This window comes from Mesorhizobium subarcticum, from assembly GCF_055456085.1.
The window spans coordinates 5,700,206-5,713,004 of the sequence record NZ_CM144237.1; the positions used below are offsets into that span (position 1 = coordinate 5,700,206).

Consider the following 12,799-nt stretch of genomic DNA (forward strand, 5'->3'; position numbering starts at 1 on the left):
CTGGTTTTGCTTGCCTGATAGTACGAGTTTTCCCTGCCTGTGGCGCAAGGCAGGCTGCCAAGTCAAGCCCGGTTCAACCTGGCGCCGGGTCAAGTCCCCGCGCCGAGTGCCTGTTCCAAAAGGGCTTTTTGGCGATCACTCCTGATGAAAACCGCTCACGAATCGTTTGCTGGCTCTTCTTATTTTCTCTAGAGGCGCTAGCTTTGCGTGACAATTATATGACAATCGAGTGACGTGCCTGTCGCTGGGTGGGGAAGTTTAAGGTGGCCAAGAGTTCGAAACGCGCTGGCAAGGCCGCGCCACAGTTCCTGGAAGACGATCCGTCCACCGGCTATCTGCCGGGCCGGAGGTGGCCGGTCGTCCGTTACGGGCTGATCAGCCTGGCGATCGCGGCCATTCTTGTGTTTGCCATCGAATTGATCGTGCGCGGCGACTTTGCCGGCACCGTCTCCTTCTTCCTGCAGCCGCTCAAGCCTGGCTGGACCACGATCGTCGTGTTCGCGCTGATCCTGATCGGTCTCGACGCCGTGCTCGGGCGCAGTCACCAGAGCCTGATGATCGTCGCGCCCTTGACGCTCTCACTGGCTTTTGTCGGCCACCAGAAATCGCATTATCTGGGCGATCCGCTCTATCCGACTGACTTTCTCTATGCCCGCCAGATCTTCGCGCTGCTGCCGCTCCTGGTGCGCGACCGGCCGATGACCGCGCTCGCCATGGTCGTCGGCATCGTCGCCGGCCTGTCGCTACTCGTCTATGGCTGGCGGCTGTGGCGCCGCAAGGTTCCCGCACTCAGCCGCAAGGGCCGCCTTGCCCGGCTGACGCTGGCCGTGCCGCTGCTCGCGTTCTTCGTCTCGATCATGGACTACGCGACCTTCTCCTGGACCCGGGACCGGCTGCAGATCATCCCGATCATGTGGGACCAGAAGGAGAACTACGCCTCCAACGGCTTTGCACTCGCCTTTGCGCTCAATGTGCCGATGGCGCATGTCTCGGCGCCGCCGGGCTATTCGGACAAGGCGATTGCCGCGATCGACCGGCCGCAGATTGCCGCTTCGGTGCCTGATGAAAAGCCCGACATTATTGTCGTCATGAGCGAATCCTTCTGGGACCCAACCAAGCTCCCCGGCGTCACCATCACGCCGGATCCCATTCCCACCGTGCGGGCACTGCGTTCCGGTTCGATGTTCTCGCCTGAGTTCGGCGGCATGACCGCGAATATCGAGTTCGAGGCGCTGACCGGCTTTTCCAACGCCTTCCTGCCCGCCGGCAGCATCCCCTATCAGCAATATGTGCGCACGCCGACACCTTCGATGGCGACCTTCCTGAAGAGTGAAGGCTACCGGGCTCGTGCCATCCATCCAGGCACCAACTGGTTCTGGAACCGTGGCGCGGTCTACGCCGATTTCGGTTTCAACGATTTCAAGTCGGAAGAGACGTTGCCGCCCATGGAGAAGCGCGGACCGCTGGCATCGGATGCGTCGATGACCGACGAGATCATCCGCGAGGCGGACGCCAGCGACGAACCGGTTTTCTTCTTTGCGGTCAGCCTGCAGAACCATGGCCCCTATGAACCGAACCGCTATGACACCACGACCCACTCGGTGCAGGCGCCGATCAGCCAATGGGCGCGCGCCTCGCTGCTGAGCTATGCGGAGGGTTCAGCCGACGCCGACCACGGCCTTGAACGGCTGATCGAATGGGCCAACAAGCGCGAGCGGCCGACGATTGTCGCCTTCTTCGGGGACCATCTGCCGCCGCTGGGGCCGGTCTATGTCGAAACCGGTTTCCTCAAGGACAATGTCGCGCCGCGCAAGGAGCCGACGCCGGAAGCCGCACTCGACCATCACGAGACACCGCTGGTCATCTGGTCGAACCGCTCCGGTCCGGTCAAGAACCTCGGGACGGTGAGCCCGGCGTTCCTGCCCTATCATATCCTCACCGCAGCGGGCATCACCCATCCCTACTATACGGGCTTCCTGGGCGAGATGCGGGAGCGCTACCGCGTTGTCGACCGCAATCTTTTGCTGACCCCGTCTGGCGAGGCCACACCCGATTGGTCGCGTCAGAAGGATATCGACCCGGCGATCCGCGATTTCCGGCTCATCCAGTACGACATGATGTTCGGCAAGCGCCAGGCTGCGCCGGACTTCTTCCCCGAGACGGTCGACAAGGTCGTCGCCCATACGAGTTGACGCGTTCGATGCCTTCGGACTGTAGAATCAGGCGTCAATTCGTCAGCTGCAGCTTCGAGAACTTGTTGGCGATCTGCTCGAATACGTTCGGCAGTTTGGCGGGATCGTTGACGGCGTAGTAGTCGCTGGGATCCGAAGCGCAGGCGCTGTACAGCGTGCGGTTGGCGGCGGTGTCGGACTGCAGCACCATTGTGTAGATTTGCGCGCCCTGGTTCTTGAGCTGCGTGCAGACGCTTTTGGTCCAGCCGTCAACGTTGCGGGCCGCCGCCGTCTGGTTGTCCGAGCCCATGCGGCCCGGTGCGCCATAGGGGGAGCCTGCGAGATAACCGTAGGACGTATAGTCGGATTTGGTCGTCTCGTTGGCGGCGCCGTAGACGACGTTCTCGCCATCAGTCAGCAACATGACGATCTTGCTGACCCCGGGCGTCTTCCAAGGCGTTCCGTCGGTATACGGTGCACCCGGCGACAGCACGCGCTGGCCCCAGGCCAGTCCCTCGGCGACGTTCGTGCCGGAACCCGCCCATGCAAGCATCTTGCCGGCCTCCTTTCGAAGCTTTGTAAAATCGTCTGTCAATGGAACGATCGGCGACGGGCAGGATCGGTTTGGCCCCACTGTCAATTGCAAGGCATTTGGGTCCGTCGTGGCCGCGGTGCCAATGGAGCTGTTCTGCGGTGCCACATATTTGGCGACCGTCTCGAGATCTGCCTTCGAAGGGCCACCCAGCACTAGGTTGACGACGCTTCCAAGCAGGCCGCTCAAATCTATTCCAAGGATGTTGACGCCGCCGTCGCGAGCAAGCTTGGCATCGTCAGCTGTGTCTTTGATAAATGAGTTGTTGTAGTAATTGGCGTCGTTTGAATAGCTGCCGGAAGGTTTGGTTCCATCTCCCGGATCGTCCGGCGCGAAATAAGGCACGAACAGAGTGTCGGGCCTGGACGGATCCGGCGGCGTGTCGGAGATGTTAAAGGTCCCAGGCCGTGCTTCGACACAACCTTTCCAGCCCGTGTCCGCCCCGGTAGCGTCCTTCCATCCCGTCAATTTGGCAGCGGAGGCCGGATCTTTCATAAGCTGCCTGAACAGCGCCATATGATTGGGCCGCTTGCCATTGATGATGGGGAAATTGACTCCGTTGGTGGATGACTTGCCATCGATGTCGATCCAGGAGGGATCGAACCCGTCGCCATTGACATTGACAGCGGTCACGAATGGCACCAGCGCCACATGGACCTTGCGCGTCGGAGACTGCGCCGCCTCGAGTTGCTTGAGCAAACTGTCGGTTGCTGTCTTGAGGGCAGCAATTTTTGCCCCAGCCATCGAGCCGGTATTGTCCAGCACCAGCACGACTTCCAGCTGGTTGTTCGATTCGACAGCCGAGGCATCGACGACAATGTGCTTGTTCTGGCCGAACAGGAAGGCGAAGTTCAAATTGACGTCCGCCGAGGCGACAGCTTTCGTCTTGATGTAGTTGACGCCCTTGTCGACGGTCAGCGTCGCCTGCGCGTTGGCGAGTTCGCCGTGCCCGGCAATGTTGGCCTGAAAATAGCGATTGAAAGCGTCGGTGCGGGTAATGTCGAGATCGCCCAGATGCGAGGAGGCAAGATTTGCGGAGTCGAGCGCATTCTGCAAATTGCTCTTGGCCCGCATGATAGTCGACACATCGACCGCGAACGCCACGGCCGACAGGATGGCCGGCAGCCCGACCCCCATCAGAAGCGCGAAATTGCCGCTCTTCGAGCGCCAGAATCTGTTGAGAAGCATCCTTACCCCCGGAAATGCTTGCCGCCTGTTCTGTGCGGATTGCCCCGGCTTTTGCGCCTTCCATGATGAATCGACCGTTGACGGAGGGGCTCAACCCTATGCAACCTGACATTGTGGTTAAGGACTGGTTGCGCGAAAATTGACCAGCGGCACCAACGCTGCCGCTTGATTTTCCGGCGCCTGCGACATCGGGAATGCCGCCTGCCCTTGCCTTATCAGTGGATTGCTGTATAGACGCCGCCAATCTGCCGGTCCCAGCTGGGGGCTGAACGGAGGGCCGGAGGCTTTTTCGAAAGCCTTCGTGTGAAGCCAGAAGTGCTTCCGCCTCCCGTGTCTCCGCTCTCGACCGTCTCGTCATGCTCCTTTCTTCCCCGCCCCTTTAACCGGGACCAGCGGGACAGAGAAGTTGCAGAGGCTTTTGCCGCCGGGAACCGGGAGAGAAACGAAGAAAGGCACCAAGACATAATGGCTCTTTACGAACATGTGTTTCTTGCCCGGCAGGACCTCTCGCAGCAGCAGGTCGATGCGCTTGTCGAACAGTACAAGGGCGTCATCTCCGCGAATGGCGGGTCCGTCGGCCGGGTCGAGAACTGGGGACTGAAGTCCCTCACCTACCGGGTCAACAAGAACCGGAAGGCATACTACACGCTGATGGACCTCAACTGCCCGCCGGCCGCGCTCAACGAGATGGAGCGCCAGATGGGTCTGTCCGAGGACGTCCTGCGTTTCCTGACCATCAAGGTCGAGGCGCATGAGGAAGGTCCGTCGGCGATGATGCAGAAGCGCGAAGAGCGCTCCGAGCGCGGTGGCTTCGGCGACCGCGACCGTGGCGACCGTGGCCCGCGTTCGTTCGGCGACCGTGATCGCGGCGACCGTGGCGATCGTCCGCCGCGCAGCTTCGGCGGTGACGCCGGTGCTGATCGTGGTCCGCGCCGTCCGCGCGAAGGCTTTGAAGGGGGTGCAGAATAATGGTCGACATCAATCAGATCCCGACCCGGCGCCCGTTCCATCGTCGCCGCAAGACCTGCCCGTTCTCCGGCGCCAACGCGCCCAAGATCGACTACAAGGACGTGCGTCTGCTGCAGCGCTACATTTCCGAGCGCGGCAAGATCGTGCCGTCGCGTATCACCGCCGTCAGCCAGAAGAAGCAGCGTGAGCTCGCCAAGGCGATCAAGCGCGCCCGCTTCCTCGGCCTGCTGCCCTACGTGGTCCGCTAATTCTCTCGAACGGGCGGTTCGCCGCCCGTTCCTTTCGCCGGCCATGACGGGCATGACCGGTTTTAGGCATCAAATCCCGAGTTGAGGTCAAAACCTCTAACTGCCGCGACAGGCAGGACAGCGACACCGGCGCCAACGCCCCTTTTGCTTCCTGACCTGTTCCAGAGAATTCGGCGCCTGCCTTGTGAATGGGCGCCCAACCAAAAGGAACAAAACCATGGAAGTCATTCTTCTCGAACGCGTTTCCCGCCTCGGCCAGATGGGCGACACCGTCAAGGTCAAGGACGGCTTTGCCCGCAATTTCCTGCTCCCGCAGGGCAAGGCGCTGCGCGCCAACGAAGGCAACAAGAAGAAGTTCGAAGGTCAGCGCGCACAACTCGAAGCACGCAATCTCGAGCGCAAGTCGGAAGCGACGCAGGTAGCTGAAAAGCTCGACGGCAAGAGCTTCATCACCGTTCGCTCCGCAGGTGAAACCGGCCAGCTCTATGGTTCGGTGTCGACGCGCGATATCGCCGACCTGCTGACGGCGGAAGGCTTCTCGATCGCTCGCAGCCAGGTTCTGCTCAACCATCCGATCAAGACCATCGGCCTCACCAATGTTGCTGTTGCCCTGCATCCGGAAGTCGAAGTCACGATCACGCTCAACATCGCCCGCACGGCTGATGAAGCCGAGCGTCAGTCCAAGGGCGAGACGCTGACAACCGCCGAAGCCATCTATGGCGACGACATCAACGACAATGCACGGCCGGAAAACTTCTTCGACCCGAACAGCGAGTTCGAGGGCGGCGAAGACAACGCCTGATCGCGTACGACAAGCCAGGGAGCAGCGCTCCGATCACTTTGTGGTCATCCAGCCTTTCTGGACCAATGCCCGGGCCTCTCGCCCGGGCATTTTTGTGCCAAATGGAACTTTCCGAACCCCTATATATTGTTGCAGAATTAAGGCAGCCAGTCTGACCGTGAGGGGACATTTGGTTATGAATATTCTGCTGAAGCGCGTTCTCGACCGCCTGGTGCGCACGGGCAATCTCAAGGTAACCGGACCCAAAGGCTCGACATTCGTTTTCGGCGACGGCAGCGGCGAGCCGGTGCACATGCATATCAAGACCCGACATGCCGAACGCGCCATCACCTTCGATCCTATGCTGGCGGTGCCTGAATCCTACATGGACGGCGAACTCGACATTCTCGAAGGCGGCGTGCTCGGCTTGATGCGCATTGCCTTCCAGAACATGGGTAGCGGCGGCATCGACGCGACATGGTCAAAGGCCATAGAGGGCCTGCGCCATGCCTTCCGCCGCCTGCAGCAGATCAACACAGCCTCGCGCTCGCGCCGCAACGTGCAGCGCCACTACGATCTGTCGGGCGATCTCTACCGGCTCTTCCTCGATGAGGACATGCAGTATTCCTGCGCCTATTTCGAGCAGCCGGACATGACGCTTGACGAGGCACAGGCAGCCAAGAAGCGCCATATCGCCGCCAAGCTCAGGCTGAAGGCCGGCCAGACCGTGCTCGACATCGGCTCCGGCTGGGGCGGGCTCGGTCTTTATCTCGCCAAGGCTTTTGACGTCGACGTGCAGGGCGTGACCCTGTCGACGGAACAACACGGCGTCGCCACCGACCGGGCGCATGCGCAAGGTCTGGAAAACCACGTCCATTTCGAGCTGAAGGATTACCGCGAACTCAACGAACGCTTCGACCGCATTGTTTCGGTCGGCATGTTCGAACATGTCGGCGTGAACCACTTCAGGACCTTCTTCGACAAGGCGGCAACGTTGCTGAAGCCCGATGGCGTCATGCTCCTGCACACGATCGGCCGCTCCGGCGTGCCATGGGCGACCAGCGCGTTCATCCGCAAGTACATTTTCCCGGGCGGCTACATCCCGGCAATGTCGGAAGTGCTTCCCGCGATCGAGAAGTCCGGCCTCGTGGTCACGGACGTCGAGATCCTGCGGCTTCATTATGCCGATACGCTGAAGCACTGGAGCCAGCGCTTCGCCGCCAACCGTGACAAGGCCAAGGCGATCTACGACGAGCGCTTCTGCCGCATGTGGGAATTTTATCTGGCCGCTTCGGAAGCCGCCTTCCGTTGGCAGGACCTGGTCATCTTCCAGTTCCAGATCGCCAAGAAAAACGACACGTTGCCGGTGACCCGCGACTATATGGCCAAATGCGAAAAGACGCTGGAAATGCGGGACATGGGCCGCCGCGATGCAGCTCCGGTCGAGAAGCCCGCCAAGCCCGCCCGCCGCCGCAAGGTGGCGGAATAGAAACGCAACGTTGGTGCGCTTTCGCCATTGGCGCTTGCCATTCCCGGCCCCTGCCCTGAAAAAGGCCTCGTGATCGTCGCGAGGCCTTTTTCATGACCTATCTCCTCTATGCCGCAGCAGCGCTGGCCGAGATCGCTGGCTGTTTTTCGGTATGGGCATGGTGGCGGCTGGAAAGATCACCGCTGTGGCTGGCGCCGGGCTTCGTCGCGCTGCTTGTGTTCGCTTGGCTTCTGGCGCTGGTCGACACCAATGCCGCGGGCCGTGCCTATGCTGCTTATGGCGGCATCTACATTGTTGCCTCGCTGGCCTGGTTGTGGCTGGTGGAAGGCGTGCGGCCCGATCGCTGGGATGTTGCCGGTGCTGCGCTCTGCATAGCCGGGGCCTCGATCATCCTGCTCGCACCGCGAGGAGCATAGCGTGGAGCTGCCCGCCCCTCTTCGACAAGCTGTCGATCGCATCCTGGAAAAAGTGCCGCTTCCGGAGCTGAAGCAGGCGGCAAAGACACTCTCCGACCGCTACCGGGCCGAACTGCGCGACGGACGTCTGCACATAGCGCAGGACATGGCGGTCAAGGCCTATCTGGCGACGCGGCTGCCGGCGACCTATGCCGCGGTCCGCGCCTCCCTCGACACGCTGAACGCAGCCCGGCCGGATTTCACGCCGAAAACCCTGCTCGATGTCGGCGCCGGCCCTGGTACGGTGCTTTGGGCCATCAGCGAGCTCTGGCCTGATCTCGAACAGGCCGTTTTGCTGGAAGCGAGTGCAGCAGTGCGCAAGGTTGGCGAGACGCTTGCCGCCGATGCGATCGCGGCCCGGACCCAATGGCGGGCCGGTGACGTCACAACAGATCTTGCCGATCTTCAGCCGGCAGACCTCGTCACATGCGCCTATGTGCTGGACGAGATCGTGCCGGCATCCCTGCCCAAAATGGTCGACCGGCTATGGCAACTGACGTCAGATACGTTGCTGATCGTCGAGCCGGGCACGCCGGCGGGTTGGCAGCGAATTCTGGCAGTGCGCGCGCAGTTGATCGCAGCTGGCGCCCATGTGCTGGCGCCTTGTCCGCACCAAGCGCCCTGCCCGCTCAACCCGCCCGACTGGTGCCACTTTGCCCGCCGCGTCGCCCGCTCGCGCCTGCATCGGCTGGCCAAGGACGCGGAAGTGCCGTGGGAAGACGAGAAATTCATTTTTGTCGCCGTTTCGCGCCAGCCGGCAGCCTCCCATGCCTCGCGGATCATCGCCCCGCCCAAGTCCGGTTCCGGCAAGGTTCTGCTCAAGCTGTGTGAGCCGAACGGCCGCGCCGGCGAGACACTCTTTACCAAACGCGATGGCGAAACATTCAAAGCGGCAAGACGGTTGGACTGGGGCGACAGACTGGAACCAGCCAGCACGTGAACCGCCAATTGTTCTTGCTATGTTCCAATACTGCGCGTAAGAATCACTGCTTGCCGAGTCAAACGGAATCGGGACACAGGAACACTCTCCTGTGGACGGTTTGCCGTTCCTGTGAACAACGGGCATCGAGGCTGTTTGGTTGTGCAGTGATGCAGAAAGGTCAGCACCGTTTCGTCTCGTTCTGATATCGAGAAGCCGGGATCGAAATCGGGGATATCATGGCAGAGGCAGCGCGAAAATTTGGCGTGGCGGAGCAGCAACCGCTTTATCGCGAGGCGCCGAACAACATCGAGGCCGAGCAGGCGCTGCTCGGCGCCATCCTCGTCAACAACGATGCCTTCTATCGTGTCTCCGACTTCCTCAAGCCAGGCCATTTCTACGAGCCGCTGCACAGAAAAATCTTCGAAATCGCGGCCGAGCTCATCCGCATGGGCAAGGTGGCGACGCCGATCACCTTGAAAACCTTCCTGCCGGCCGACGAGAAGGTCGGCGACATGACGGTGGCGCAATATATCGTACGGCTGGCGGTGGAAGCCGTCACCGTCGTCAACGCCACCGACTACGGTCGCGCCATCTATGATCTGGCGACGCGCCGCGCGCTGATCACCGTCGGCGAAGACATGGTCAACATCGCCTATGACGCGCCGGTCGACATGGCGCCCTCCGAGCAGATCGAGGACGCCGAGCGGCGCTTGTTCGAACTGGCCGAGACGGGCCGCTACGACGGCGGCTTCGAGAGCTTCACCGACGCGGTCAAGACCGCGGTGGACATGGCCAACGCCGCCTATATGCGCGACGGCCATCTGTCGGGCCTCGCCACCGGCATGCGCGATCTCGATCGCCGCATGGGCGGCCTGCAATCGTCCGACCTGATCATCATCGCCGGACGCCCAGGCATGGGCAAGACATCGCTCGCCACCAACATCGCCTTCAACATTGCCGAGATGTATGAGCCGGCGCAGCAGGCTGATGGCTCGTTCAAGGCAGCCAATGGTGGTGTCGTCGGCTTCTTCTCGCTCGAAATGTCGTCGGAACAGCTCGCCACCCGCATCATTTCCGAGCAGACGGAAATCTCGTCCTCGAAAATCCGCCGCGGCGAAATCACCGAAATGGATTTCGAAAAGCTGGTCGCCTGTTCGCAGACCATGCAGAAGATCCCGCTGTTCATCGACCAGACCGGCGGTATTTCCATTGCTCAATTGTCTGCCCGCGCGCGTCGCCTGAAGCGCCAACGCGGCCTCGACCTGATCGTTATCGACTATATCCAGCTGATGCAGGGCTCATCCGCCAAGTCTTCGCAGAACCGCGTGCAGGAAATCACCGAGATCACCACCGGCCTGAAGGCGCTGGCCAAGGAACTGGCCGTGCCGATCATCGCGCTGTCGCAGCTGTCGCGTCAGGTCGAAAGCCGCGAGGACAAGCGCCCGCAGCTCTCGGACTTGCGTGAATCCGGTTCGATCGAGCAGGACGCCGACGTCGTGATGTTCGTCTATCGCGAGGAGTATTATCTCAAGAACCGCGAGCCGAAGCTTGGCACGGAAGAATACGTCAAGTGGGAAAATGAGATGAACGAGATGCGCGGCAAGGCCGAGGTCATCGTCGCCAAGCAGCGCCACGGCCCGACAGGTTCGGTGACGCTCGCCTTCCACGGCGAATTCACCCGCTTCTCCGATCTGGCTGAGGAACATCATATCGCGGAGAGGTTCGAGTAGTCCTTTGACCCACCCAACCTTCAGCGATTGGCAAGCGGCGCAACGCTAGTGGCCAAATCGCGCGTCCAGTTCATCTGCCAGAATTGCGGATCGGTGCATCAGCGCTGGGCCGGCAAATGCGATGCCTGCGGCGAATGGAACACGCTGGTCGAGGAAGGCACGTCCGGCGGCATCGGTTCGGGTCCTGCCAATACGCGCAACGCCCGCAAAGGCCGCGCGGTGGTGCTGACAACGCTTTCCGGCGACATCGAGGATGCGCCGCGCATCATTTCCGGGATCGGCGAACTCGACCGCGCCACCGGTGGCGGTTTCGTGCGCGGCTCCGCGCTGCTGGTCGGCGGCGACCCCGGCATCGGCAAGTCGACCTTGCTTACCCAGGCTGCCGCTGCCCTTGCTTCGAGAGGCCACCGCATCGTCTATGTCTCAGGCGAGGAAGCCGTCGCGCAGATCAGGCTCAGGGCGCAGCGGCTCGGAGTCGCCGACACGCCGGTGGAACTGGCCGCCGAGACCAATGTCGAGGACATCCTGGCGACTATCGCCGACGGCAGACGGCCGGATCTGGTCATTCTCGATTCGATCCAGACGCTGTGGACCGACCTCGCCGATTCAGCGCCTGGCACCGTTACGCAGGTGCGCGCCGCCGCCCAGGCAATGATCCGCTATGCGAAATCCACAGGTGCGGCGATCGTGCTCGTCGGCCATGTGACCAAGGAAGGCCAGATCGCCGGACCGCGCGTGGTCGAGCACATGGTCGATGCCGTGCTCTATTTCGAGGGCGAAGGCGGCCATCACTACCGCATCCTGCGCACGGTGAAGAACCGCTTCGGGCCGACCGACGAAATCGGCGTCTTCGAAATGTCGGACAAGGGCCTGCGCGAGGTCGCCAATCCATCCGAGCTTTTTCTCGGCGAGCGCCATGCGAAATCGCCGGGTGCGGCGGTTTTCGCCGGCATGGAAGGCACAAGGCCGGTTCTGGTCGAGATTCAGGCGCTGGTGGCACCCTCCTCCCTCGGCACGCCGCGCCGCGCCGTCGTCGGTTGGGACGGCGCCCGGCTGTCGATGATCCTGGCGGTGCTTGAGGCCCATTGCGGCGTGCGCTTCGGCAGCCATGACGTCTATCTCAACGTTGCCGGCGGCTACCGCATCAGCGAGCCGGCGGCTGACCTCGCGGTCGCGGCCGCACTGGTTTCCTCGCTCACCGGTCTTGCCCTTCCCGCCGATTGCGTCTATTTCGGCGAAATCAGCCTTTCGGGCGCTGTGAGGCCGGTTGCGCATGCGCAGCAGCGCCTCAAGGAAGCCGAAAAGCTGGGTTTTGGTAGCGCGGTTCTGCCCTTGGGCAGCGAGGAACTTGCCGGAGGGATCGGGGCCGGCGCTTTCCAGCCCACCGAGCTTGCCGACCTCGTGGCACGCATAGCCGGCTCACGGCGCAGTCGCGCGGACGAAGAAGAGTGACGCGGCTGGTCGTGTGGTAAACGACATGAAGTGGGGCGAAAGACATGCCGATTACGCTGCTTGACGGAATTCTCGTCGGCTTCACCCTCGTCTCGGCGATGCTCGCCATGGTTCGCGGCTTTTCGCGCGAAATCCTGTCGGTCGTCTCGTGGGCGGCGGCAGCGGCGGCGGCTTTCTTCTTCTACAAGCCGGTCCTGCCCTATCTGAAGCCCTATATCGAGAACGAAAAGATCGCCATGGCCGCTTCGGCCGGCGCCGTCTTCATCATCGCGCTGATCGTCGTCTCGGTCATCACCATGAAGCTTGCCGACTGGATCATCGATTCCCGGATCGGCGCGCTCGACCGCACGCTCGGCTTCCTCTACGGCGCCGCGCGCGGCATCCTGGTCGTCGCGGTGGCGCTTTTGTTCTTCAACTGGCTGGCCGGCGCCAAGGCACCCGCCTGGGTGACGGAAGCCAAGTCGCGCCCGCTGCTGGAACAGATCGGCGCCAAGCTTGAGAGCCTGCTGCCCGAGGATCCCGAAAACGCCATCCTGAAGAAGCTCAATCCGAATCAGCCAGCCACGCCAGCAGCGCCGGCCGCGGATGCTCCTGCCGGTGGCGACGACGCCAACACACCGGCGCCTGACGACAATGACGCAACACCGCCGCCAGCCGACAACGCGCCGGCCAATCCGGCGCCTGCAGCACCGGCAAACTGACGCCTGAACCGGGCGTCAGGACAGACGATGGTGTGAACGACTGCACGGTGTCCGTTGCTTTCGACGCGTGAGCACCTTATATGGCGATTTTAGCGGAGCTT

Annotated in this window: 11 protein-coding genes; 10 read left to right on the forward strand and 1 reads right to left on the reverse strand. The window is 62.0% G+C overall.

All coding sequences use genetic code 11. The features are described 5' to 3' along the window. Positions 1-263: 263 nt before the first annotated feature. On the forward strand, positions 264-2,192 hold the full coding sequence (locus ACZYHG_RS28025; RefSeq protein WP_464611334.1) for an LTA synthase family protein: 1,929 nt from the start codon (positions 264-266) through the stop codon (positions 2,190-2,192). 34 nt (positions 2,193-2,226) lie between these two features. Here the strand turns inward: ACZYHG_RS28025 and ACZYHG_RS28030 are convergent, their stop codons facing one another. Further along, entirely contained in the window at positions 2,227-3,951 is a 1,725-nt protein-coding gene (locus tag ACZYHG_RS28030; RefSeq protein WP_464611335.1) for a pilus assembly protein, read from the reverse strand. 465 nt (positions 3,952-4,416) lie between these two features. On the opposite strand from ACZYHG_RS28030, the gene rpsF reads away from it, so the two are divergent. The 9 genes from rpsF to ACZYHG_RS28075 all read left to right on the forward strand — a co-directional run bounded on the left by rpsF (position 4,417) and on the right by ACZYHG_RS28075 (position 12,698). Continuing rightward, on the forward strand, positions 4,417-4,920 hold the full coding sequence (gene rpsF / locus ACZYHG_RS28035) for a 30S ribosomal protein S6 (RefSeq protein WP_464611336.1): 504 nt from the start codon (positions 4,417-4,419) through the stop codon (positions 4,918-4,920). Beyond that, a complete protein-coding gene (gene rpsR, locus ACZYHG_RS28040; protein ID WP_006203718.1) occupies positions 4,920-5,168 on the forward strand; it encodes a 30S ribosomal protein S18 in 249 nt (82 codons plus the stop codon). The genes rpsF and rpsR overlap by 1 nt, the downstream gene beginning before the upstream one ends. Positions 5,169-5,385: 217 nt before the next feature. Further along, a complete protein-coding gene (rplI, locus tag ACZYHG_RS28045) occupies positions 5,386-5,970 on the forward strand; it encodes a 50S ribosomal protein L9 (RefSeq protein WP_027034480.1) in 585 nt (194 codons plus the stop codon). A 175-nt stretch (positions 5,971-6,145) separates the two neighbouring features. Continuing rightward, the gene (locus tag ACZYHG_RS28050; RefSeq protein ID WP_464611337.1) at positions 6,146-7,438 is read left to right on the forward strand and encodes a class I SAM-dependent methyltransferase; all 1,293 of its coding nucleotides are present in this window, start codon (positions 6,146-6,148) and stop codon (positions 7,436-7,438) included. 92 nt (positions 7,439-7,530) lie between these two features. Further along, a complete protein-coding gene (locus tag ACZYHG_RS28055; protein ID WP_464611338.1) occupies positions 7,531-7,854 on the forward strand; it encodes a YnfA family protein in 324 nt (107 codons plus the stop codon). Between the two features lies 1 nt (position 7,855). Then, complete coding sequence (locus ACZYHG_RS28060) at positions 7,856-8,833, forward strand: small ribosomal subunit Rsm22 family protein (RefSeq protein ID WP_464611339.1); 978 nt, start codon at positions 7,856-7,858, stop codon at positions 8,831-8,833. Between the two features lie 218 nt (positions 8,834-9,051). Continuing rightward, complete coding sequence (locus ACZYHG_RS28065; RefSeq protein ID WP_027034476.1) at positions 9,052-10,545, forward strand: replicative DNA helicase; 1,494 nt, start codon at positions 9,052-9,054, stop codon at positions 10,543-10,545. A 48-nt stretch (positions 10,546-10,593) separates the two neighbouring features. Then, entirely contained in the window at positions 10,594-11,997 is a 1,404-nt protein-coding gene (gene radA, locus ACZYHG_RS28070) for a DNA repair protein RadA (protein WP_464611340.1), read from the forward strand. Positions 11,998-12,041: 44 nt separating this feature from the next. After that, positions 12,042-12,698 carry a CvpA family protein gene (locus ACZYHG_RS28075; protein ID WP_027034474.1) on the forward strand — a complete coding sequence of 219 codons (657 nt, stop codon included), beginning with the start codon at positions 12,042-12,044 and terminating at the stop codon, positions 12,696-12,698. The last annotated feature ends 101 nt before the right edge of the window (positions 12,699-12,799 follow it).